The sequence below is a fragment of the Rickettsiales bacterium genome, from assembly GCA_035765535.1.
Classification (GTDB): Bacteria; Pseudomonadota; Alphaproteobacteria; order Rickettsiales; family JABCZZ01; genus JABCZZ01.
In genome coordinates this window covers 119,622-142,319 of sequence record DASTXE010000002.1, presented here as the reverse complement: position 1 = coordinate 142,319, position 22,698 = coordinate 119,622, and the positions used below count along the sequence as shown (strand labels likewise).

General features: G+C 52.9%; 22 protein-coding genes. 15 read left to right on the top strand and 7 right to left on the bottom strand.

Translation table 11 applies throughout. The features are described 5' to 3' along the window. Window positions 1-224 precede the first annotated feature (224 nt). Together VFT64_02900 and rfaE1 are read left to right on the top strand one after the other, a co-directional pair. Window positions 225-2,354, top strand: a complete 2,130-nt coding sequence (locus VFT64_02900) for an RNA degradosome polyphosphate kinase (protein HEU5046770.1) — start codon at window positions 225-227, stop codon at window positions 2,352-2,354. A 609-nt stretch (window positions 2,355-2,963) separates the two neighbouring features. After that, the gene (gene rfaE1 / locus VFT64_02895; protein ID HEU5046769.1) at window positions 2,964-4,421 is read left to right on the top strand and encodes a D-glycero-beta-D-manno-heptose-7-phosphate kinase; all 1,458 of its coding nucleotides are present in this window, start codon (window positions 2,964-2,966) and stop codon (window positions 4,419-4,421) included. A gap of 42 nt (window positions 4,422-4,463) precedes the next feature. On the opposite strand, the gene VFT64_02890 is transcribed toward rfaE1, so the two are convergent. Together VFT64_02890 and VFT64_02885 are read right to left on the bottom strand one after the other, a co-directional pair. Then, complete coding sequence (locus tag VFT64_02890; protein ID HEU5046768.1) at window positions 4,464-4,721, bottom strand: hypothetical protein; 258 nt, start codon at window positions 4,719-4,721, stop codon at window positions 4,464-4,466. Between the two features lies 1 nt (window position 4,722). Then, window positions 4,723-5,571, bottom strand: coding sequence for a prephenate dehydratase (locus tag VFT64_02885; GenBank protein HEU5046767.1), 849 nt, complete (start codon window positions 5,569-5,571; stop codon window positions 4,723-4,725). A 51-nt stretch (window positions 5,572-5,622) separates the two neighbouring features. Between VFT64_02885 and VFT64_02880 the strand changes: the two genes are divergently transcribed. From VFT64_02880 to VFT64_02855, 6 genes are all read left to right on the top strand, one after another. Beyond that, window positions 5,623-6,309 carry an ATP12 family protein gene (locus VFT64_02880; protein HEU5046766.1) on the top strand — a complete coding sequence of 229 codons (687 nt, stop codon included), beginning with the start codon at window positions 5,623-5,625 and terminating at the stop codon, window positions 6,307-6,309. Next, complete coding sequence (gene rnhA, locus VFT64_02875) at window positions 6,306-6,752, top strand: ribonuclease HI (GenBank protein HEU5046765.1); 447 nt, start codon at window positions 6,306-6,308, stop codon at window positions 6,750-6,752. The genes VFT64_02880 and rnhA overlap by 4 nt, the downstream gene beginning before the upstream one ends. 75 nt (window positions 6,753-6,827) lie before the next feature. Further along, complete coding sequence (murA, locus tag VFT64_02870; protein ID HEU5046764.1) at window positions 6,828-8,108, top strand: UDP-N-acetylglucosamine 1-carboxyvinyltransferase; 1,281 nt, start codon at window positions 6,828-6,830, stop codon at window positions 8,106-8,108. After that, window positions 8,108-8,764, top strand: coding sequence for an ATP phosphoribosyltransferase (gene hisG / locus VFT64_02865; protein ID HEU5046763.1), 657 nt, complete (start codon window positions 8,108-8,110; stop codon window positions 8,762-8,764). Before murA ends, hisG begins: the two co-directional genes overlap by 1 nt. Then, window positions 8,757-10,046 (top strand): histidinol dehydrogenase, encoded by a 1,290-nt coding sequence (gene hisD, locus VFT64_02860; protein ID HEU5046762.1) that lies wholly within the window; start codon window positions 8,757-8,759, stop codon window positions 10,044-10,046. Before hisG ends, hisD begins: the two co-directional genes overlap by 8 nt. Next, entirely contained in the window at window positions 10,043-10,522 is a 480-nt protein-coding gene (locus VFT64_02855) for a UPF0262 family protein (protein ID HEU5046761.1), read from the top strand. The genes hisD and VFT64_02855 overlap by 4 nt, the downstream gene beginning before the upstream one ends. 190 nt (window positions 10,523-10,712) lie before the next feature. On the opposite strand, the gene queF is transcribed toward VFT64_02855, so the two are convergent. From queF to rpsB, 5 genes are all read right to left on the bottom strand, one after another. Then, window positions 10,713-11,174: a preQ(1) synthase gene (gene queF / locus VFT64_02850; GenBank protein ID HEU5046760.1), complete on the bottom strand. Its 462-nt coding sequence runs from the start codon at window positions 11,172-11,174 to the stop codon at window positions 10,713-10,715. 1 nt (window position 11,175) lies between these two features. Continuing rightward, a complete protein-coding gene (gene queC, locus VFT64_02845; GenBank protein HEU5046759.1) occupies window positions 11,176-11,856 on the bottom strand; it encodes a 7-cyano-7-deazaguanine synthase QueC in 681 nt (226 codons plus the stop codon). Next, complete coding sequence (locus VFT64_02840) at window positions 11,853-12,527, bottom strand: 7-carboxy-7-deazaguanine synthase QueE (GenBank protein HEU5046758.1); 675 nt, start codon at window positions 12,525-12,527, stop codon at window positions 11,853-11,855. Before VFT64_02840 ends, queC begins: the two co-directional genes overlap by 4 nt. Before the next feature lie 88 nt (window positions 12,528-12,615). Next, window positions 12,616-13,554: a translation elongation factor Ts gene (gene tsf / locus VFT64_02835; GenBank protein HEU5046757.1), complete on the bottom strand. Its 939-nt coding sequence runs from the start codon at window positions 13,552-13,554 to the stop codon at window positions 12,616-12,618. Between the two features lie 26 nt (window positions 13,555-13,580). Then, entirely contained in the window at window positions 13,581-14,543 is a 963-nt protein-coding gene (gene rpsB / locus VFT64_02830; GenBank protein ID HEU5046756.1) for a 30S ribosomal protein S2, read from the bottom strand. A gap of 243 nt (window positions 14,544-14,786) precedes the next feature. Here rpsB and VFT64_02825 point away from each other — a divergent pair, with 243 nt between their 5' ends. The 7 genes from VFT64_02825 to VFT64_02795 all read left to right on the top strand — a co-directional run bounded on the left by VFT64_02825 (window position 14,787) and on the right by VFT64_02795 (window position 22,645). Further along, window positions 14,787-16,025 carry an N-succinylarginine dihydrolase gene (locus VFT64_02825; protein HEU5046755.1) on the top strand — a complete coding sequence of 413 codons (1,239 nt, stop codon included), beginning with the start codon at window positions 14,787-14,789 and terminating at the stop codon, window positions 16,023-16,025. Then, entirely contained in the window at window positions 16,022-17,083 is a 1,062-nt protein-coding gene (locus tag VFT64_02820) for an EAL domain-containing protein (GenBank protein ID HEU5046754.1), read from the top strand. Before VFT64_02825 ends, VFT64_02820 begins: the two co-directional genes overlap by 4 nt. Window positions 17,084-17,286: 203 nt before the next feature. Continuing rightward, window positions 17,287-18,111 carry a Flp pilus assembly protein CpaB gene (gene cpaB, locus VFT64_02815; GenBank protein ID HEU5046753.1) on the top strand — a complete coding sequence of 275 codons (825 nt, stop codon included), beginning with the start codon at window positions 17,287-17,289 and terminating at the stop codon, window positions 18,109-18,111. Continuing rightward, window positions 18,108-19,517, top strand: a complete 1,410-nt coding sequence (locus tag VFT64_02810) for a type II and III secretion system protein family protein (protein ID HEU5046752.1) — start codon at window positions 18,108-18,110, stop codon at window positions 19,515-19,517. Before cpaB ends, VFT64_02810 begins: the two co-directional genes overlap by 4 nt. Before the next feature lie 10 nt (window positions 19,518-19,527). Further along, window positions 19,528-19,860 (top strand): CpaD family pilus assembly lipoprotein, encoded by a 333-nt coding sequence (locus tag VFT64_02805; GenBank protein HEU5046751.1) that lies wholly within the window; start codon window positions 19,528-19,530, stop codon window positions 19,858-19,860. A gap of 142 nt (window positions 19,861-20,002) precedes the next feature. Then, window positions 20,003-21,232, top strand: coding sequence for an AAA family ATPase (locus tag VFT64_02800; GenBank protein HEU5046750.1), 1,230 nt, complete (start codon window positions 20,003-20,005; stop codon window positions 21,230-21,232). Further along, the gene (locus VFT64_02795; protein ID HEU5046749.1) at window positions 21,233-22,645 is read left to right on the top strand and encodes a CpaF family protein; all 1,413 of its coding nucleotides are present in this window, start codon (window positions 21,233-21,235) and stop codon (window positions 22,643-22,645) included. The last annotated feature ends 53 nt before the right edge of the window (window positions 22,646-22,698 follow it).

Below are 22,698 nucleotides of genomic sequence, written 5' to 3'. Positions count from 1 at the left end.
AACGTATATGCATGCTGGCTATAGCCGTTCAGGGAAACAACTTAAGTTTCCGACAACTGAACAGGCAAGACGCAAGCATTTTATGCCTAAGTGCGGTTTAGGCAACCTTCTATTTATGAATTTTATATGACACTTTAGCTTTATTTCTCATAAGATACTGGACTCGCAAGCCTTACAAGATTATGTTATATATAGCATAAGCTAGGTATCTAAACATAGGATTTATGTCGCATAACCGCTCTGAACCGCAGGCCCTTTTTCTCAATCGCGAGCTCTCCTGGCTTGCCTTCAATTCCCGCGTGCTTGAGCAGGCTGCAAACAAGGAAAACCCGATCCTCGAGCGCGTCAATTTCCTGTCGATTTCTTCCAAAAACCTTGATGAGTTCATTATGGTCAGGGTGGCGGGGCTCATGGATCATATCCGTGCCCAGTCCTCGCTGGTGAGTGATGACGGGCTTACGACCGCCGAGCAGCTGGCGAAGATCAACAATGAAATCCATAACATCACCACAGTGCAGCAGAAAATATGGAAAGAACTGCAGGAAGAGCTAACCGGACACCATATCCGCATTACCGACCTGAACGAACTTTCCACCAGTGAAATCAACTGGCTGAAGAAGCACTTCCTGGAAAATATATTTCCGGTACTCACGCCTATCGCCATCGACCCGGCGCATCCCTTCCCTTTCCTGCCTAATCTGGGGCTGGCCCAGCTCTTCCTGCTTGCGCGCGGCGCCAAGAAGAAAACGGAGCAGATTGCCGTGGTGCCATTCCCGCAAAAACTGGCACGCTTCATTCAACTACCTCCTTCAAACAAAAAGCATCCGCATCATATTCGCCTGATCCGGCTGGAAGACCTTATTGAACTGAATTTCAAAGAGTTATTTCCCCGTTCTGAACGGCTGGCTTCCACATTGCTGCGCATTGTGCGCGATTCCGATCTGGACGTAGCGGACGAAGGTGACGACCTTGTGCGCTATTTTGAAAGAGCCGTAAAACGCCGTAAACGCGGTCGTGTTATCCGCATCAAAATCGCTTCAGGAACACCTGAAAATCTTAAACAGTTCATCCTGACCCAAATGCAGGTGGAATCAGCCGATATCGTCTCTTCACAAGGCATGATTGGTCTTTCGAACCTGTCAGAAATCTATGCGCTTCCCCGCCCGGACCTGAAATACACCCAATATACCGTGCGTTTCCCGGAACGCATTACGGACTTCGGCGGTGATTATTTTGCCGCTATTGAAGCCAAGGACATGGTCGTACACCATCCGTTCGAAAGTTTTGATGTTGTCGTACAGTTTCTGCGCCAGGCTGCTGCCGACAAGGACGTGGTTTCCATCAAGCAGACGCTTTACCGCACGAGCCAGGATTCCCCTATTGTACAGGCGCTGATCGAAGCGGCAGAAGCCGGTAAGTCAGTCACGGCGGTGGTGGAGCTCAAAGCCCGCTTCGATGAGGAAGCTAATATCAAATGGGCGCGCGACCTGGAACGCGCAGGTGCACAGGTGGTCTACGGTTTCGTGCATCTGAAAACGCATTGCAAAATGTCGTTCGTCACGCGCCATGTGGAAGGCAAACTGCGTTCTTACGTGCATTTCGGCACCGGCAACTATCACCCCGCTACGGCCAAGATTTACACGGATTTATCGCTGTTTACCTGCGATAAGGTTATTTGTCATGACGTGGCACAGATCTTTAACTTCCTGACGGGGTATGCGCCGCCGCAGTCATTGAAAAAGATGATTATTGCGCCCACCGATATGCGCAAGAAGCTGCTGAAGCTGATTGCAGATGAGGTGGAGCACGCAAAAGCCGGAAAACCTGCCGCTATCTGGGCAAAGATGAATGCGCTGGTCGACCCGGAGATTATTGAAGCGCTCTATAATGCATCACAGCACAAAGTGCAAATCGACCTGGTTGTGCGCGGTATCTGCTGCCTGCGTCCAGGCGTTCCAGGCCTCTCAGAAAATATTCGTGTGAAAAGCGTGATCGGGCGTTTTCTGGAACATGCGCGCATTTTCTGTTTCTCCGGCGGCAACCCCATGCCTTCCCCAGACGCCAAGGTTTATCTCTCCTCCGCCGACTGGATGCCGCGTAATTTCGATTGGCGCGTTGAGGCGATGATGCCAATTGAGAACCCCACCGTGCACAGCCAGATCATGGGGCAGATCATGGTGGCTAACCTGAACGACCATAAAAACTCATGGTCACTGCAACCTTCAGGGGAATACATTAAAACACCGCACAACGAAAAGAGTTTCTCGGCACATGATTATTTCATGCATAATCCTTCGCTTTCCGGGCGCGGCAAAGCGCTTGCCAAGGCAAAATCGGCTATAAAGGAAAATTAGCGCTATATAATTTGGCACTTGTGAGTGCATTGCGTTTTAAAATCTACTGCTGCCCAAATGGCACCTAACAATCCCCTGAAAGGATGATCCAGTGCCATTTTTACTAGAACGGGCAGCAGTCTAGGTGGTGATACGGCGTACCTGCACCTGCCTCAATGCAGGCGCTTGTTTTTTTGCACCGCTGCGCTTCATCCAAGCCATTGAAGCAGACGAAACACAGCACTTGGCTTGCCATTCTTATGGCAAACTTCCTTGCTGTTCCCAGCATAATACCCCCCCTTCGTGGGAGTTGTAGGTACTTAGCGCATCGTATATTGCGCCAAGCCTATGCTCACACTCTCAACAACATAGATATAACCTTAAAAGTGCGAGCAAATTCACTTAAGGGTAACATTTCCAATATACACATTCAACTCTGCAAATATGAAATTTCTGCCATAATACACAAACAGCCAGTTTTTCCCTCAGGCAAAAACATTAGGCGCAAAAATATCAGGCAAAGCACATCAAAATACTGTATAACAACAATAATATTCCAAATTTAGTGATATTAGTTGCCGCCGGCAGCTGGTTCATGTATAAAACCCGCAACTTCAAAGGGGTATTTCGATGTCCGATTATTATAATTCCGTCGTCGATAATTTCGGCAAGATCCGCATTCTCTGCGTCGGCGATATCATGCTCGACCAGTTTGTGTACGGCGTCGTGGAAAGAATTTCGCCGGAAGCGCCGATTCCCGTTTTCGGTATTAAGGAAGAAAAGACCATGCTCGGCGGGGCGGGTAACGTGATGCGTAACATCGTATCACTTGGCGCGAACACGGTGCTGGTTTCGGTTATCGGCCACGACAAGGTCGGTCATGATATCGCATCCATGATCGGTCAGGAACGCAATGTACTGCCCTATATGCTGACCGAAAGCAACCGCCTGACAACGACCAAGACTCGCTACGTCGCCGGATCGCACCAGGTACTTCGCGCGGATAAAGAGGTGGTGAGCGCCATCAGCGAGGATACGGAGCGCCGTGTGCTGGACGCCGTGGCAAGCGAGCTTGATAATGTGGATGCTATCATCCTCTCCGATTACGGCAAAGGCCTGCTCACGCGTGCGGTACTGCAGGGTATTATTTCCGCAGCCAAAGCGAAGAATAAACCGGTGATCGTCGATCCGAAATCGCGTGACTTCGGCGTTTATGCCGGTGCAACGCTCATCAGCCCGAACCTTCACGAGCTTTCCGTTGCCGCTCATCGCGAGCTCAAGAACGAAGCCGATATTATTAGCGCAGCAAAGGCGTTGATCCAGTCGCATGACCTTGAGCATATCCTGGTCACACGCAGCAAGGACGGCATGTCGCTCGTCAGCCGCGACGGTAATGTGCATCATATTCCGGCACGGGCCCATGAAGTGTTCGACGTCTCCGGCGCAGGCGATACCGCCATTGCCACGCTGGCGCTCGGCATCGCTTCAGGCATGCCATTGCTGGATTCCGCAATCCTCGCCAACACTGCCGCAGGCGTTGTGGTGGGTAAGCTTGGCACTGCTACTATTGCCGCGCAGGATCTCAAGACCGAGTTATTCGTGCAGGAAAAGACCGGCGGCACGCATAAGATTCTCATGCTGGAAGATGCTATCGTCCAAGTGGAGAAGTGGAAGCGCGAGGGGCGTAAAGTTGGCTTCACGAACGGCTGTTTCGATCTTATCCATTCCGGTCATCTTGCGATTCTCAACCGCACGAAAAGCCATTGCGACCGGCTGATCGTGGCTCTCAACAGCGACGCTTCCGTCAAACGCCTTAAAGGTGAAAGCAGGCCGGTAAACAGCGAAATGGAGCGCGCATTGCTGCTGGCCTCGCTCTCCGTGGTCGATATGGTGGTGATCTTTGGCGAAGACACGCCTATGCGGCTCTTGGAAGCCCTGCGCCCTGATGTGCTTGCCAAAGGCGCAGATTACCAGAAGCACCAGGTTGTCGGTCACGAACTGGTGGAAAGTTATGGTGGAGAAGTGGTTCTGGTGCCTTTGAAAGAAGGTTACAGCACCACGAATATCATAAAAAAACTGGTGGCCTGACCTGATCCCGGCACACGCCAGGCCCCGAAAACATACGCCGGATTATTTTGGATAAACGAGATAGCTGCCCTCGGGATGCTTTTTATAGCACCCTGCTTTCTTGCAATGCCTTACTTTATATCTTTGCGGACTTTTATACGGTTCGTATTTGACCTTCTTAGCATGTCCGGAAGAGCGGTGCGAGGAGCTGTGATGTCCGCTGCTGCTATGGCCTGAGCTACTGCGGCGTGCGAAAGCCGGATTGCTTATGGAAGCCGCAACCGTGAGCGTCAGCAGCGTCACGGCTATTTTCTTGAGCATATTATTTATACCTTTCGGCATCGGCGTTATAGACACCTATGATGCTGACTTCCTCACAAAAGAACTTCAGCTCTTCCAGCGCCAGACGCATCAGGCGGTCGTCCGGGTGCCCTTCCACGGTCAGGAAGAACTGCGCGGCGGCGGAGATGCCGCCCGGTATATAGCTTTCCAGCTTAATCATATTAATGCTGTTGGTCGCAAAACCGCCAAGCGCTTTATAAAGCGCCGCCGGAATATTGCGCACTGTGAACAGCATTGTCGTTAAAACCTTGGTGGCCGTATCCAGTTCCACCGGCTCACGCGCAAGCGTCACAAACACGGTGACGTTATCCTTGGAATCCTCGATATGCTCTTTAAGGCATTGCAGTCCGTAAAGCTCCGCCGCCAACGTGGAAGCAATAGCTGCCTTTGACGGATCATTCCACTGGGCGACATCCGCTGCCGCCTTGGCCGTGTTGGAATAAGAGTGCGGTTCCAGTCCCAATTTACGCAAATGATCGCGGCATTGCATCAGTGCCTGCGGATGTGAGTAAACTTCCTTAACGGTGGAGAGGCTTGCGCCTTTGGGGGCGAGCAGGAAATGCTCGATACGCTGGAAATGCTCCGCCACGATCCGCAAATCCGTTTTCGGCAGGATCTGATGGATTTCCGCCACGCGGCCCGCGTGGGAATTTTCAATCGGGATCATGCCAAACTTTGCCTTGCCCTGGCTCACCGCCTGAAAGACATCTTCAAACGAGGCGCAGGAAAGCGTCTGCATATAGGGATATTTCTGGCGGCATGCCAGATCGGCATTCGCTCCCGCGACGCCCATGAACGCAATCGTATTTTCAGGATCAATTTTAGCCATAGGGGTTACCTTTCCGGTTGCCATAATAAACAGGAGTGGTAGCTAAGAACAATGAAAAAGATTTCAGTCGAGAATTTGACATTATTATGTGACGGCAAGCCGTTGATGACACCGCGCGGCAGGACACTGGCTCTGCCGAATGCCACACTTGCGGATATGGTAGCCCAGGAATGGCGTGCCCAGGGTAATACACCGCGTAAAGAGCTGATGCCGCTCACGCAGATCGCCTGCATCGCCATTGATATTGCATCGCATCAAAGACCGCAGCTAGTAGATGATATTCTTGCCTATTGCGATACGGACCAGATCTGCTACCGCGCCGGCAATATTCCTGAACTTTCCGCATTGCAGCAAGATATTCTCGATCCGCTGGTACGATGGGCAAAGAACACGCTTTCGCTCCAGTTGCAGATCACGGATGGCATCATGCCTATCCCCCAGCCTCCCGAAAATCGCTCGAAGCTGGAAGCACATTTGCGGCAATATGACATATGGCATCTGGCTGTACTCGCCAGCGTTGTCAAACCGCTTTCTTCTATTGTGATCGCCCTGGCTTTTCTTGAAGGGGTGCTGGATGCGGATCGCGCCTTTCAGGCGAGCCATCTGGAAGAAAGTTTTGAAACCGCCCAGTGGGGAGTGGACGACGAGAAAGAAGCCCGCATGGAAAAGCTACTGGAAGATATTCGTGCCGCCGGCGCATTTCTGGCCCTGTTGCAAAAGTCTGGCGGGCACGCATGAGCGAGGCTTCCCTTCCTCTTGTGACGATTTACACGGACGGCGCATGTTCGGGCAATCCCGGTCCCGGCGGCTGGGGTGCCGTCATGCTTTATAATGACAGGGAAAAAGAACTTTCCGGCGGTGAAGCGGAAACCACCAATAACCGCATGGAGCTTATGGCAGCCATTGAGGCGCTTAATTCACTCAAAAAACCCTGCAAAGTTAACCTTTATACGGACAGCAATTACGTCCGCCAGGGTATAACCGGCTGGATTTTCGGATGGAAAAAGAACAACTGGCGCACAGCGGACAAAAAACCCGTCAAAAACGCCGATCTCTGGCAGTTACTGGATGAAGCCGCCCGTAAGCACGATGTGCAGTGGCACTGGGTCAAAGGTCATAACGGCGATCCGCTTAATGAGCGCGCCGATGAACTGGCACGAAAAGGCATACCAAAACGGTAACAAATCGCATTGATTTGGGCAGATTTCTTCACTATAACGGTGGACGAGATTCCCGACGATTTTTAGAGATGATTAATGGATAAGATACGTATACGCGGCGGTAAAACGCTCAATGGCGTCATTCCTATCAGTGGCGCGAAGAACGCCGCGTTGCCGCTGATGGCCGCCTGTCTTCTGAGCGAACAGGAACTGAAGCTCTCCAATATTCCCTACCTTGCCGATGTGGTGACGATGGCGAACCTGCTCGTCCAGCACGGCGTGACACTGCATATGGATGAAAAAGCAACTGGCGCGCTCGGTTTCGGGCGCACGCTGGGGCTTAATGCCGCTGCCGTTAATAATTTCACCGCACCTTATGATCTTGTGCGCACGATGCGCGCCTCCGTGCTGGTGCTCGGCCCCCTGCTCGCCCGTTTCGGCCAGGCGAAAGTTTCGCTGCCGGGCGGCTGTTCCATTGGCACGCGTCCGATCGATCTGCATCTTAAAGCGCTGGAGCAGATGGGCGCGATGATTGAGCTTGCGGATGGTTACATCAATGCGCATGTTAAAGGCCGCCTGCGCGGCGCGGATATCACGTTCGATACCGTTACGGTGACAGGAACGGAAAATCTCCTGATGGCCGCTGCGCTTGCGGACGGCGAAACCATCCTTCGCAATGCCGCGCGCGAACCCGAAGTCAGCGATCTTGCGCACTGCCTCGTTAAAATGGGCGCACATATTGATGGCATCGGCACGGATACGCTTACGATTCAGGGCGTACAGACGCTTTACGCTGCGCAACATCGCGTGATTGCCGACCGTATTGAGGCAGGTACTTATGCCGCAGCTGCAGCGATTACCGGTGGGAGTGTAGAACTTCTGGGCATCCATCTGGATATTCTCGGCTCGACCGTGGAAAAATTCTCCGAAGCCGGAGTGGTTATTTCCCCGACTGAAAATGGTGTGCTGGTCGCACGCAAGAACGGCCTGCACGGTGTTGACGTCATGACGCAGCCTTATCCCGGTTTCCCGACGGATATGCAGGCGCAGATCATGGCATTGATGACGGTAGCCGAAGGCGCTTCCATGATTACCGAAACGATTTTTGAAAATCGTTTCATGCATGTGCCTGAACTTATGCGCATGGGCGCACGCATCAACGTGCACGGCGCATCGGCCATGATTCGCGGCACACCGCGCCTTATGGGGGCCGAAGTGATGGCGACGGACCTGCGTGCTTCGGTATCACTCGTTATCGCAGCGCTCGCCGCCAGAAGCGATACGATCATCAACCGCGTTTACCACCTGGACCGCGGCTATGAACGGCTGGAAGAAAAGCTGTCGGCCTGCGGTGCGCAAATCGAGCGGATCAAATAATGACGACGGACAACACTATTCTTGCCGTGCCCAAAGGCCGCATTCTGGAAGAGCTTCAGCCGCTACTGAAGCGCGCCGGGATCGAACCGGAAGCGGATTTCTTCAATGACGGCAGCCGCAAGCTTCAGTTCACCACGAATATCGCGGGACTTTCCATCATACGCGTGCGCAGTTTTGATGTAGCGACCTTCGTTGCATTCGGTGCGGCGCATCTTGGCGTTGCAGGCAGCGATGTGCTGATGGAGTTCGATTTTCCCGATATTTATGCCCCGCTCGATCTGGGTATCGGCAAGTGCCGCCTGTCCGTTGCAGAACTCGCAGAAAACGCGCGTGATGACGACCCCACGCGCTGGAGCCATATCCGCATCGCCACGAAATATCCGCATATTACCAGCAGCTATTTTGCGCAGCGCGGCGTGCAGGCAGAATGCGTCAAGCTTTCCGGCGCCATGGAACTCGCGCCGAAACTCGGCCTGTGCCAGCATATTGTGGATCTGGTCAGCAGCGGCGCGACGCTGAAGGCTAATGGGCTTGTGGAAGTGGAAAAGATTATCGACGTTTCTTCCCGCCTCATCGTTAATCGCACGGCGTTCAAAACCCGTAGCGAAGAGATGAATGCATGGATCGGCAAATTCAGGGAGGCGGTCGGTGGTTAATAAGCTCAACACGGCTGGAGATGGATTCGACGAAGCTTTCCGCAAATTTCTGGATTTGCGTGAAACCACTGAGCGCGATGTCAGCGCTATCGTACGCGACATCATCGAAAAAGTCCGCAGTGAAGGGGATAATGCGCTCATTCAGTATACGCAGCAGTTCGACCGGTTCAAACCCAGTACGGCAACTATCCGCATCAGCGCCGCAGAGATTCGCGATGCACGTGCCAAATGCGGCAATAGCATCATCTCCGCGCTTGAACATGCAGCGCAACGCATCCGCAGCTATCACGAAAAGCAGCTGCCACCGAATCTGGAATATACGGACGCAGAAGGTGTGCGTCTCGGCTGGCGCTGGAATGCCATCGATGCAGTAGGGCTTTATGTTCCCGGCGGTACGGCTTCCTACCCCAGTTCCGTACTGATGAATGCCGTTCCTGCTATCACAGCAGGCGTGAAGCGCCTTGTGATGGTGGTACCTACTCCCGATGGGGCAATTAATCCGGCTGTGCTTGCGGCAGCGAGTATTGCAGGTATACAGGAAATCTACCGTATCGGCGGCGCACAGGCCGTGGCCGCACTTGCTTACGGAACTAAAACCATTGCGCCGGTCGATAAGATCGTCGGCCCAGGCAATGCTTATGTTGCCGAAGCCAAGCGCCAGGTATTCGGCAAGGTCGGCATCGATATGATTGCCGGCCCTTCTGAAATTCTCGTCGTAGCAGATAATCAGAATAAACCCGAATGGATTGCCGCGGACCTGCTTTCACAGGCCGAGCATGACCGTATGGCACAGTCCGTGCTGATCACAGACGATGCTGCGTTTGCCAGCGCCGTGGAGAAAGCGGTAGAATCTGCACTATTCCTTCTGCCGCGCGCAGAGATCGCCCGCGCATCGTGGGAACAGTATGGCGCCATTATCATTGCTAAAGATCTGGTGCAGGATGCTGCACGGATTGTAGACGCCATAGCGCCGGAACATCTGGAACTTGCCGTGGAAAATCCGGACGCGCTTGCAAAACTTATTCGCCATGCGGGTGCTATTTTCCTTGGCCGCCATACACCCGAAGCTGTGGGTGATTATGTTGCGGGACCTTCACATGTGCTGCCGACTTCAGGCACGGCACGTTTCTCCTCCGGCCTTTCGGTTTACGACTTCCTGAAGCGCACGTCGCTGATCGGCTGTGACGCAACATCCGTCAAAAAGATCGGTGCGGACGCGGCATTGCTTGCGGATACGGAAGGGTTGCCTGCACATGCATTATCCGTTACGCTTCGGTTATGAGCACAAGTTACATTGCCAGCATAGAAGTTGACGAATCGAGTATCACGCGGCGTACCGATGAAATTGAGCATGAGCGCAACGTTGCCATCAACGACCTCATCGAGTGGAATCATTTCATCGTCAAAGATGCAGACGGAAACAATATTGAAGGCCCGTATAATATTGTACTCGGCACTGCCAAAAGCCGCATTACGCTGAGCGTCACCTCCCCTGCCGTTTCAACGCCGGTGGTCGTCCCCATTATCATTACACCGTTTCGCAGTCTGATCCGCGATTATTTCCTGATCTGCGAAAGCTATTTCGACGCGGTAAAAAGTGGTAACCTGCAGAGGATTGAAGCCATCGATATGAGCCGCCGTGGCCTGCATAACGAAGGCGCGGACCTGCTCACCAATCTGACGGCAGAACGCGTGAATATGGATAGCGAAACCGCCCGCAGGCTGTTCACGCTAGTGTGTGCATTGCATCTAAAATAAAATTGTTTCGTTCCCGCTTCGGCCTACTGGCCTGCCTACGCGATGAACCTAACGCCTTCGGCGACTAAAGCATGCGGTCTCCTGACCGCAATTCATATTCCTTAAAAGATTTTTGTCATACCGCGATTTAATCGCGGTATCTCATGCAAGTGCAAAGAGATCCCGCTGTCAGGCAGCGGGATGACGCTTGTTAGCCCCTGCCTTTATACGGCGCTACTCCTGTTTCAGGCACCCAGACGCCTTCGGGGAGTTTGCCCTGCTGGAAGAAAATATCGATCGGGATGCCACCACGCGGATACCAGTAACCTGCAATGCGCAGCCATTTCGGTTTCATGATTTTGATAAGACGCTTTGCAATGTAAACCGTGCAATCTTCGTGGAATGCGCCGTGGTTGCGGAACGAGCCCATGAACAGTTTCAGTGCCTTGCTTTCGATGAGCGTCTTGCCTGGCACATAATCGATCACGATGTGTGCAAAATCTGGCTGGCCTGTGATTGGGCAGATGGAAGTGAATTCCGGACAGGTGAAACGTACAGTGTAGTCCACATCCGGATGCGGATTCTTTACTACTTCGAGCACGGCCTCTTCCGGCGATGCAAATCCGCGCACCTGGTTACCCAGCAACCCCAGATTTTCTTTTTTCTTACTCATATCATACTCCCGGATCGGTCATTGCGTTTTCATGGAATCCCTTGGCACGTAGCAGACAGCTGTCGCAGTGGCCGCAGCCTTTACCTTCGAGCTTTGGATCATAGCAGCTGATGGTCATGCCGTAATCTACACCGAGCGTCAGGCCTTCCTTGATGATCTGCGCCTTTGTCAAGTGAATCAGCGGTGTATGGATGGTGATATGGCGGTTGGCTTCCAGAGCATAAGCCGTTGCCTTATTCGCCATATCTTCAAAGCTCGCAATGAATTCCGGCCTGCAGTCAGGATAACCGCTATAATCGACAGCATTTACACCGATAAAAATATCATAGGCTTTCAGCACTTCCGCCCAGGCGAGCGCGAAGGACAAGAAGATCGTGTTACGCGCCGGAACATAGGTGATAGGAATGCCTTCGCCAATTTCTTCTGCGGAATCATGCTTGGGTACGTCGATGTCAGCTGTAAGCGCTGAGCCGCCAAACAGGCGCAGGTCGATTTCCGCGATCTTATGTTCCTTTGCACCGAGTGTTTTTGCAATGCGCTGTGCCGCACGCAGTTCCACTTCATGCCGCTGGCCGTAGCGGAAGCTCAGCGCATACACCTCGAACCCTTGCGCTTTCGCCATCGCGAGCGCCGTTGCGGAATCCAGCCCGCCACTTAGCAACAATACTGCTTTTTTGTTCATTCGATTCCCGTTATTTTATGCAGCTGCACTGAAAGGCGATAGCCGTTCTCCATCGCCAACGTTGTTGCACGCTGTAGATTCGCCGCATTCTTCGCAGCATCGTATTCATCCATCGGCTGCACATACACCGGCACTCCGCTTTCAGCCTGCCCCACTTCGGCGATATCACTGTAATCTGGATTATGGGCCGAAATAATAAATTTGAATGCGCCTATACGTGCAAGTAAATCCGGTCTCACCGGAAAATAGCCTTTGCCATTATTCTTAGGCGAGCAGACAATATCCACTTCCTGCGGAAGTTCGCGGTAAAGCGTTCCGTTCGTTTCAATCTGCACTTTGAAACCTTCCGCGACGAGCGCTTCGCATAATCTACCTATGGGCTGCAAAAATGGTTCGCCGCCTGTGATCACCACCAGCCCGCGAATGCGTTTTCCATCCTTTTGCGCAAGCTCTTTCACGCGCTGCATCACAGCATCCAGCGTCATGGAAGTAAAGCTTTCAAATTCGGTATCGCAAAACTTACAGGTGAGATTGCAGCCGCCGAGACGGACGAAAACAGCAGGCCATCCCGCATAAATACCCTCGCCCTGCAACGTCGCAAATATGGATTGAACGTTGAGCGTCATGCCGTCGCCTTGTATCGGCTGGCGTATGGGATTTGTGCCGTACATATCTCTACATATAGTTAAGGGGGCGAGTTCATCGCCCCCTCTTCATTTTTGCACAAGGAAATCCCTATGCATATCTTAAAGCCTCAGCTTAAGCAGCAGCGCCCGTACCGGCAGCAGCAGCTACTTCAGCGGCAAAGTCAGTTTCCTGCTTCTCAATGCCTTCACCCAGTTTGAAATGGGTAAATGCGGTGAGCTTTACAGGAGCGCCGACTGTTTTTTCAGCATCGGCAACGACCTGAGAGATTTTGCTCTTATTGTCGATGACGAATACCTGCTCCAGCAGCACCACTTCTTCGTAGTACTTACGGATACGGCCTTCGACCATCTTGTCGGCGATTTCAGCTGGTTTGCCGGAAGCCATCGCCTGTTCCTTGAACACAGCGCGTTCACGTTCGAGCTTGGAAGCATCCACGTCTTTCGTGGTGAGCGCTTCCGGCTTTGCAGCGGCGATATGCATCGCAATCTGCTTGCCGAGTGCTTCGAGCTGCGCTTTGTCACCGGTGGATTCCAGCGCAACGAGTACGCCGATTTTTCCAAGACCTGGAGCGGTCGCGCTGTGGATGTAGGTAGCAACAACGCCGTTGCTTACCTGCAGCTTCGCGCTACGACGCAGGTTCATGTTTTCACCGATCGTGCCGATCAACTGAGCTACCTGTTCAGAAACCTGCACGCCGGACTTCGCATCCTTCGCCTGTTTCAGCTTTTCAACGTCGTCACCATAGGTCAGCGCGGTTTCCGCAATGCTCCTGGCCAGTGCCTGGAACTGGTCGTTGCGGGCAACGAAGTCGGTTTCCGCATTCAGCTCGATGATAGCGCCGGTGGTGCCGGTGCTTGCCACTGCAACGAGGCCTTCAGCCGCAACGCGACCGGACTTCTTGGCAGCCGAAGCAAGACCTTTTTTACGCAGCCAGTCCACCGCTTCTTCCATGTTACCTTTGGTTTCGGTCAGCGCTTTTTTGCAGTCCATCATGCCTGCGCCTGTCATTTCGCGCAGTTCTTTAATCGAAGATGCTGAGATATCGCTCATGTTACTTATCCTTTACACTATACATATTAAGCCTTCTTCGCCTTGGGAGCAGCTTTAGCGGGTTTTGCCGCTTTTGCTTTAGCCGGGGCTTTTTCTTCCCCTTCTTCCGCTTCAGCTTCTTCCGCTTCTACGAGCTTCGCCTGCTTCTTTACGACAACAGGAGCAGCTTTTTCAGCTTTCTTACCCTTTTTGTCTTCAGCGTCCTTGGCTTCTGCTTTGTCTTCCTTCTTGCCGGAATCGTTTACGGGCTTCGCAAACGGCACTTCAGCGGATGCGCCGATATCGCGGCCGGATTTAACAACGCTTTCTTTCAGGCCGTCGATCGCCGCTTCTGCGATCAGCTGGCAGTACAGCTTGATAGCGCGGGTTGCGTCGTCATTCGCCGGAACAGGATAGGTGATGAAGTCCGGGGAGGAGTTGCTGTCGAGAATGCCGATCACCGGGATGTTCAGGCGAGCAGCTTCTTTAACAGCCAGATCTTCTTTATTGGTGTCGATGATGAAGATGAGGTCCGGCAGGCCACCCATATCCTTGATACCACCGAGCGATTTTTCCAGCTTTTCATGATCGCGGGTCAGCGTCAAAAGTTCTTTCTTGGTCAGGCCGGTTTCTTCCTGGGAGAGCAGTTCTTCCAGTTTGCGCAGGCGCTTGATCGAAGCCTGGATGGTTCCCCAGTTGGTGAGCATGCCACCCAGCCAACGCTGGTTGATGTAATACTGGCCGCAGCTCTTAGCGGTTTCAGCGACAACGTCAGCTGCCTGGCGCTTCGTGCCTACGAACAGTACGCGGCCGTTTTTAGCCACCACTTCACGCACGGCAACGAGTGCACGGTGCAGCATGGGAACGGTCTGCTGAAGGTCGATGATATGCAGGCCGTTGCGAACGCCGAAGAGGTACGGAGCCATCTTGGGGTTCCAACGCTTGGTTTTATGTCCGAAGTGCGCGCCAGCTTCAATCAGCTCGCTCATGGTAAATTTTGGCAATGCCATAGTCTTTATTCCTTATTTTCCGGTTAAACCTCGACAAATCAAGCGCATAAACCCAAGCTTACGCACCGGATGGGGCAATGCACCGCACCGTCCCTGACCTGTCTGTGAATTTCTCTGCCACCATGACAGAGGGTGCCCATTTATCACACAGGGGCAGGAAAATCAACCAACATAACTACATTTTCTCAATATTATGGTATATAACTACTAAAATACGGTTTTAAATCTCTTAAGGACCTGAAGATGGATACGATCGAAGTTAATATAGACGGCCTTGTCGGCCCCACTCATAACTATGCCGGGCTTTCTTTCGGCAATGTCGCTTCCGAAAGGCATGCGCTTTCCGAGTCCCACCCGATGGCGGCAGCGCTGCAGGGACTTAACAAGATGAAATTCCTGCATGATCTTGGTATTCCCCAGCTTGTCATGCCGCCCCATCCACGCCCTGAGATGAACATTCTGCACCAGCTCGGATTCACTAAAATTGAAGATGTGCCAGACGATATCCTCTATCCGATTTATTCCGCTTCCGCCATGTGGACGGCCAATGCCGCCACCGTTTCCCCCGCCGCGGATACCGAAGATGGAAAGACACATTTTACTCCGGCCAATCTCTCGAGTAAGTTTCACCGCTCCATTGAACCGGCTGTAACCGCCCAATACTTAAAGAAAATATTTCCCGAGCCGCATTTCGTCCATCATGCTCCCCTGCCCGCGCATCATGTATTCTCCGACGAGGGCGCCGCCAATCATATGCGCCTTTGCAAGGGGCATGGTGCAAAGGGTTTGGAGATATTTGTCTATGGCGGCGAAAGCGCGAAATACCCGGCGCGCCAGTCTCTGCATGCCTCACAGGCCGTTGCGCGGCTGCACGGACTGGAAACGGCCAGCACCCTGTTTTTGCGTCAAAGCGCGCGCGCCATCGATGCCGGGGTTTTCCATAATGATGTGATCGCAATGAGCAATGAAACCCTGATGGTCTATCATGAAACCGCTTATGACAACCTAGATACCAATGCACTAGCCGGTTTCACTCCTGTCATGATCCGCGAACAGGATCTGAGCCTGGCGGAGACTGTTTCCACTTATTTCTTTAATTCCCAGCTTGTTAGCCTTCCAGAAGGCGGAATGGCCGTTATCGCCCCGAGCGAATGCGGAGAAAGCCCTGCGGCGCGGCGGTGTTTCGATCGGCTTGTGGAAGATGGACATATTAAAACCGTCCATTATCTTAATTTACGTGAAAGCATGCAAAACGGTGGTGGCCCCGCCTGCCTGAGGCTGCGCGTACCTCTGACATCCGCTGAGCTGAAAGCGGTTCATCCCGGGGCCGTTTTCAACGATGCGCTATATAGTACGCTTTGTCAGTGGATTAAAAAACACTATCGTGATAGAATCAGTTTCAAGGACCTGCGCGATCCCACTCTGGCAGAAGCATCCCGGGCGGCGATATCGGAACTGTACACACTCATGAGCCTCGCATGAACGCTGATAAAATCCCGTTTACCTTCAACCTGCCATATAACCAGTCCTCCACCTATTGGCTTGCCGTTTATCCACCAGAGAATATGCCGGAATTCCGCCAATCTCTGACCGATAACGGACTAGCGGGCCTGCCGGGAGGAGACGGGGCATGTGTCATGAAGATCTCGGGAACATGGGCAGATGCATGGAAAAACGTCAAAGAATCCATCCTGCAGCATAATGTAAAAGACGGGGTGCAGGTATCATTGCTGACGGGCGAGAACCAACCCGAGCCGCAGGAATTCAGTTACACTCGCAAGTCATTTGATATACTGGATAAAATCGCTTCCAGCCTTTGGCTTGGCGAAGCGATGCTGGAAGACCGTATTGTATGCTATATGCAGCCGGTTTTCGACAAGCGTAATAAAGTGTTCGGGCATGAAGCGTTCGCCCGTATTGAAACCGCTGATAAACCCGTAGGCGGCGGACAGATTATCGAAGCGAGCAAATATCTCAATGCGGAGTATATGCTTGACCGTTACCTGCATTTAAAAGCCATACGCACCTTTATTTCCAGCGATCTTGAAGGCTTTCTCTTCATCAACCTGATTCCGGGCTTCATTCACCGACCGGAAAAATATCTTGAAGGGCTTTCCGAAAGCGCGAAATTCAATGGTATGCCGTCCAAGCAGATCGTACTGGACTTTACTCAGTCCGAAACGCCGCGCGACATGTCGCACCTGAAATCCATTTTCGATTATTGCCGCTCACATGGCTACCTGCTTTCCATGGACGATATTGCTTCCGTCGCCATGGCAAAGAAGATTCTGGAAACCGTCCGCCCCGATTTTATCAAGCTCGATGTCCATCTTGTGCGTTCGGCGCTTGAAGCGCAGTCCCAGCGCACGATTGCCGAGCTCGTATCGATGGCGCACAGCTCCGGCGCGACCATCATCGCCGAGGGGGTTGAAACGGAAGAAACGCATGCGGAACTGCTGAAAGCAGGTGTGGATCTTTTTCAAGGGTATCTCTTTTCTCCACCGGTGGCGGTTTCACGGCTTAAGAACATTGTCGGCTAACTGCGGCATAATTGCCACAGCTATGCAAAATGCATTTTGACGAATTTTAATTACGGCTTCTTAACCACTTATTAAGGATGGCGGGTATATAGTCTTGTGGAGGCGGACCGGGCTTCGCTCACGTATGACACGACCACACGCGATCAAAGTTCTCCGGTTTTTTGCCCCAATAATTCTTGGACAAATGATTGGCGAGTAGTTCTATGAACGGGCGCACACTTTTACTGCTGGTTATGGCGGTTGCCATCGCGGCGGTCATGGTCATTATGGTCAATAACCGTAATGCCCCCACTCAAACTGTTTCCGGACCGAAGATACTTGTGGCGGCACAGACGATCGCCGCGGGCAGCTTCATCCGCGCCGATAAAGATCTGCAATGGGCAGAATGGCCACAAGCCAGTGTTTCACCCTCCTATCTCACGCCGCAGGCTAACCGCATTGAAGATTTCAACGGCGCCGTTGCGCGTCATGATATTGCAGCGGGCGAACCTATTACCGCCACTGCTGTAGTACGCGTCAATGAAGGCGGATTCATGTCTGCCGTGCTCACTCCCGGCATGCGCGCTGTTTCCATCGCAGTGAATTCCATCTCGGCTAATGCAGGGTTTGTATTCCCCGGCGACCATGTGGACCTGATCCTTACACATAAGATTCCTGACGGCGTACTGGCGAGCGAAACCTTCCTGAAGGATCTGCGCGTGCTGGCGGTTGACCAGATGCTGAATAACCCGGACAACAAAGCCGTTATTCCGAAAACCCTTACGCTGGAAGTCACACCGAAACAGGCAGAGATGATCAATGTCGCCATCAGCATCGGCACGATTTCCGTAAGCCTGCGCAGTCTTGCCACGCAGAAAGCTCCGACAGCTGCCGGTGCACCGGACGCGCCGCATGACGCTCCAGGTAATTATTCCACCAATCTGGATGTCAGCAGGCTTCTGGACGAGAAAGGCTCCATCACCACCAAGGTGAACGTCTATCACGGCAGTACTAACGAACAAATGAACTTTCAGGAGAACAGCAAATGAGCAACGCCATCCGCAAGCTGCTGCTGGTCATGTGCATAACCTGCCTGCCGTTTTACGCAGCGCAGTCCTATGCCTCCGGCAAGGATGAAACCCTCCCTGAGCAGGATTATTCGATTGAGGTCAGCAAGGGCAAGCTTATCCGCCTGTCCTCACCGGCTTCTTCCGTCATCGCGGCCGATCCGACGATTGCCGACGTACAGGTAATTTCTCCGAGCCTTATTTATGTCAACGGTAAAGGAGTCGGTGAAACGACTGTATTCGCCGTGGACTCCAAGGACGCGGAAGTTCTGCATGCCGTGATCAACGTCACGAATAATCTCAGCAGGCTGAGCAAGGAAATCCGTGAAATGCTGCCCGATTCGCAGGTCAGCGTTCAGTCTGTCGGTGGCGCGCTTGTCGTCAAAGGCGATGTCGATTCTCCCCTGCAGGCTGAAGATGTGCGCAAGATTGCGACTCCCTTTGTCAAACAGGGTCAGACACTTGTCAACATGCTGCGACCGCTCGGTTCCAACCAGGTCATGCTGAAAGTGAAAGTGGCCGAAGTAAGCCGTACCGTGCTGAAACAGTTCGGTATCAGCCTTCAGAATCTTTCTCTCGCCGGTAATTTCTCCTTCGGTGTATTTAATAACCGTAACTTTATCGACAACTCTACGACGCCCGCTACGTTCGTACGTGACGGTACGGTCGGATCCTTATTTGGTGGATTCAGCGACTCGCATAACAGCATCAACGGCGTGATTGACGCACTGGAAAATAACGGCCTCGTCACGACACTGGCTGAACCGACGCTGACCACCCAGTCGGGCCAGAAGGCAAGCTTCCTCGCAGGCGGTGAGATTCCGATTCCCATCGTTACCGGCACGGGTTCCTCTGCGCAGGTTTCCATCAATTACCAGCCTTACGGCGTGAGCCTGAGTTTCGTTCCGTCGGTGTTGTCCAAAAGCCGGATCAACCTGACCGTTTCGCCGGAAGTCAGCTCGCTGACGCAGACCGGCGCCGTCAGCACGGCCGGATTCAATATCCCTGCCCTGCAGACACGTAAAGCCTCTACAACGGTGGAACTGGGCAGCGGCCAGAGCTTCGCTATCGCCGGGTTAATCGAGAATGACCGCAATAACGATATTACGAAGTTCCCGTTCCTGGGCGACATGCCGATTCTCGGCACGTTGTTCCGCTCCAGTGAGTTCCATAACAACCAGACCGAACTGGTTATTATTGTAACACCTTATATCGTCGATGCGGTGAATAATCCCAAGGCATTGCACGACCCGACGGAAGGGCTTGTGCTCTCCAGCGACTTCGAACGCATATTACTGGGCAAGCTCTATAAGGAAATGCCGCCGGGATACTCGCACGACGCAGACGCTCCGCACCTGCATGGCGCGGCTGGCTATCAATTGAAGTAAGGGAGGATTTATGCAACGCATATCATCTGTACTGGTCCTTGCGGCATGGACGATCCTGGCAACCGGATGCGACTCTGCGCCGGAACAGAAAATGTCTAACGCCTGCCCCAACTGGAGCAGCAATGCGAGCCATGATTACCAGAATACGGAGTTCAGCGGATTCGGCTGCGCCTATTACAATAATCTGAGCGTGCAGGTGGCCAATCCGGACGATCTGCATATGGGCCATGGCGATATGACGGGCTCGGGCGACCGCGAAAGCGCCGTGCTGGACAGGTATATGAAAGCAACGCAGGAAGCGCTGCCGGTGATGGACGTGACTTCTTCCATGTCGGGCCGGTAACCCCAGGCCGACAGGCTATTGCTTTGCTTATTATGCCGCCGCGTCCTGCGATGTTATAAACATTAATAAAATAGTAACGGTTTTATGATAATTTCTATGGAAATGAAACCGACTAAAGGATTGTGGAAAAGAGGTTTGCGTTATGAGTACCGCTTCTAGCTCCAACGGCTCGCAGACTCCATTCATGGCGTTCAGTAACGACCAGGAGAGCCTCGCTTTGCTGAAGCAATTCGCGACCACGAATGGCTGGCCGGAAAGCGTTGTGCATACCGGCGATATTGATACGGCTACGACATTCCTTAAATCTTCCCCTTCTCCGAAAGTTCTGTTCGTAGATATCGGTTCTACCACAGAGACGGTCTCCCCATCGCTCGACGCGCTGGCGGATGTATGCGATCCTAATATCAAGGTCATCGTTTCCGGTAAGGTGAACGAATATTCTTTCTATTGCTGGCTCGTAGAGATCGGCGTTTCAAACTACCTGCTGAAACCTTTCACACTTGCAGCGCTGAATGCAGCGTACCAGAAGGCATTAGATGTCGCTCCCGTCCATTCTGCCAAACCCGAAGAAGCGAAGAAAGCATCCAACATCATTACTGTTATCGGTACGCGCGGCGGTGTCGGCGCAACGACAGTTGCCGTGAATATGGCATGGATACTCGCCAATCGTCTGCATCATAAAACCACGTTGCTGGATTTCGACCCCCAGTTCGGCACCGTAGCACTCTCGCTCGATCTTGAACCGGGCCGTGGCTTACGCGATGCGCTTGAAAAGCCCGACCGTATCGACAGTCTTTTCGTGGATCGCGTGATGGTGCGTGTCGACGATTATCTTTCCTTCATGAGCGCGGAAGAACCGCTGGAAGAAAATATCGTAACGAGCGAACCTGCCGCAGAAGGTTTATTTAAACAATGCCGCACGAAATTCTCGCATATCGTGATCGACCTGCCACGCGTTCTCAATCCATTTACACGCCGCGCCATTACACAGGCCGACCATGTCGTATGCGTCACCGAATACAGTATGGCAGGGCTTCGGGAGTCACTGCGCTATCTCGAATATTTCCGCAATGTTCTAAAAATCAAACCGCCGGTATTCGTTGCCAACAAAATCGGTCTTGCAGGCAAGCACCAGATGCCGCAAAGCGAGTTTGAAAAAGGTCTCGGCGCCAAGGTAGCTTTCAATATTCCTTTCGTACTGGATGCACATGCCGCCGCGACCGCAGGCGAAGTGCTGGCGGAAACCGCGCAGAATCTTCCCGCTACGAAAATACTGCATTCACTGGCAATGCATTTCTCCCATGCGGAACCGGGAGAAAAATTGCCGGGCAAGCAAAGCGGCTTGTTCACATTATTCAAGAAGGATAAGTAAATGGCGTTCGGCCGACGCAGTACTGATCTTCCTCCTTCTCCACCGCCTGCCTCTCCGGCTCCCGCTCCCACACCACAAGAAGCCAAGCCCCCAGAGCCAGGCGACCGGCTCACTCCGCCTGAAATCAAGGCCCCTACTCCTACGGCAGCGCCCGTTACGCCTGAAATTTCTTCTACCAAGGAAAAGATCTATTCGCTGCTGATGGAGCAAATCGATCTTACGACGGCATCGCGCCTGCCGCGCGAGGATTTGAAGCGTCAGATTATCGACCTGATCGGCGAAATCGTGATGGAGCAGAAGCTGCTCATCAATCAGCTTGAACAGCAATTTCTTGCCAACCAGATTGTGGACGACATGCTCGGCCTTGGGCCGCTGGAGCCATTGCTGCGCGATGAAGCCGTGACCGATATCATGGTGAACGGCGCCAATCAGGTTTACGTGGAACGAAAAGGCAAGCTCATATTAACGGATGTGAAATTCCGCGACGAGCCGCATGTGCTTTCCATCGCGCAACGTATCGTGACCGCCGTAGGCCGCCGCGTGGACGAATCAAGCCCCATCTGCGACGCCCGCCTGCTGGACGGCAGCCGCGTCAACGTGATTGCGCCGCCGCTTTCCATTAAAGGATGCAGTATCTCCATCCGTAAATTTTCGCAGAAGAAAATTACGCTCGACATCATGGCATCGCAGGGAAATATCTCGCCCAATGTCTGCCAGGTGCTGAAGATCGCGGGTGCATGCCGTCTTAATATCATTATCTCCGGCGGTACGGGCTCCGGCAAGACCACGCTGCTCAATGCCATCTCCCAGATGATCGATCATGGCGAACGTGTCGTCACCATCGAAGACGCCGCAGAATTACAATTGCAGCAGCCGCACGTCGTGCCGCTGGAAACGCGTCCGGCCAATCTTGAAGGGCACGGTGAAATCACCATGCGCGATCTTGTGAAGAACGCGCTGCGTATGCGTCCTGACCGCATTATCCTGGGCGAAGTGCGCGGCGCGGAATCTATCGATCTTTTGCAAGCCATGAACACGGGCCATGACGGCTCCATGGGTACGTTGCACGCCAACAATCCGCGCGAGGCCCTGACCCGCCTTGAAAACATGATCGGCCTTGCGGGCATCAACCTGCCGAGCAAAGCCGTACGCACGCAGATCAGCAACGCCGTGAACCTGATCGTTCAGATCAGCCGTATGCGCGACGGTGTACGACGCATTACCCATGTGACGGAGCTGGTCGGCATGGAAGGCGATGTGATTATCACACAGGACCTGTTCACTTTTGAATTCCAGGGCGAAGATGAAAACGGCAGGTTGGTCGGCGAATTCAAATCGACGGGACTTCGTCCCAATTTTGTCACCAAGGCTGCTTATTACGGGCTGGATAAGAAACTGCTCGAAGCGATGTAAAATCTCTCACTATCTTGTAGCTTAACAGTTTATAAAGTGCTATAACATCAGCA

Coding starts and splice junctions, on each gene's coding strand:
- VFT64_02900 (HEU5046770.1), top strand. CDS start 225: ATGTCGCATAACCGCTCTGAACCGCAGGCCCTTTTTCTCAATCGCGAG.
- rfaE1 (HEU5046769.1), top strand. CDS start 2,964: ATGTCCGATTATTATAATTCCGTCGTCGATAATTTCGGCAAGATCCGC.
- VFT64_02890 (HEU5046768.1), bottom strand. CDS start 4,721: ATGCTCAAGAAAATAGCCGTGACGCTGCTGACGCTCACGGTTGCGGCT.
- VFT64_02885 (HEU5046767.1), bottom strand. CDS start 5,571: ATGGCTAAAATTGATCCTGAAAATACGATTGCGTTCATGGGCGTCGCG.
- VFT64_02880 (HEU5046766.1), top strand. CDS start 5,623: ATGAAAAAGATTTCAGTCGAGAATTTGACATTATTATGTGACGGCAAG.
- rnhA (HEU5046765.1), top strand. CDS start 6,306: ATGAGCGAGGCTTCCCTTCCTCTTGTGACGATTTACACGGACGGCGCA.
- murA (HEU5046764.1), top strand. CDS start 6,828: ATGGATAAGATACGTATACGCGGCGGTAAAACGCTCAATGGCGTCATT.
- hisG (HEU5046763.1), top strand. CDS start 8,108: ATGACGACGGACAACACTATTCTTGCCGTGCCCAAAGGCCGCATTCTG.
- VFT64_02855 (HEU5046761.1), top strand. CDS start 10,043: ATGAGCACAAGTTACATTGCCAGCATAGAAGTTGACGAATCGAGTATC.
- queF (HEU5046760.1), bottom strand. CDS start 11,174: ATGAGTAAGAAAAAAGAAAATCTGGGGTTGCTGGGTAACCAGGTGCGC.
- queC (HEU5046759.1), bottom strand. CDS start 11,856: ATGAACAAAAAAGCAGTATTGTTGCTAAGTGGCGGGCTGGATTCCGCA.
- VFT64_02840 (HEU5046758.1), bottom strand. CDS start 12,527: ATGTACGGCACAAATCCCATACGCCAGCCGATACAAGGCGACGGCATG.
- tsf (HEU5046757.1), bottom strand. CDS start 13,554: ATGAGCGATATCTCAGCATCTTCGATTAAAGAACTGCGCGAAATGACA.
- rpsB (HEU5046756.1), bottom strand. CDS start 14,543: ATGGCATTGCCAAAATTTACCATGAGCGAGCTGATTGAAGCTGGCGCG.
- VFT64_02825 (HEU5046755.1), top strand. CDS start 14,787: ATGGATACGATCGAAGTTAATATAGACGGCCTTGTCGGCCCCACTCAT.
- VFT64_02820 (HEU5046754.1), top strand. CDS start 16,022: ATGAACGCTGATAAAATCCCGTTTACCTTCAACCTGCCATATAACCAG.
- cpaB (HEU5046753.1), top strand. CDS start 17,287: ATGAACGGGCGCACACTTTTACTGCTGGTTATGGCGGTTGCCATCGCG.
- VFT64_02810 (HEU5046752.1), top strand. CDS start 18,108: ATGAGCAACGCCATCCGCAAGCTGCTGCTGGTCATGTGCATAACCTGC.
- VFT64_02805 (HEU5046751.1), top strand. CDS start 19,528: ATGCAACGCATATCATCTGTACTGGTCCTTGCGGCATGGACGATCCTG.
- VFT64_02800 (HEU5046750.1), top strand. CDS start 20,003: ATGAGTACCGCTTCTAGCTCCAACGGCTCGCAGACTCCATTCATGGCG.
- VFT64_02795 (HEU5046749.1), top strand. CDS start 21,233: ATGGCGTTCGGCCGACGCAGTACTGATCTTCCTCCTTCTCCACCGCCT.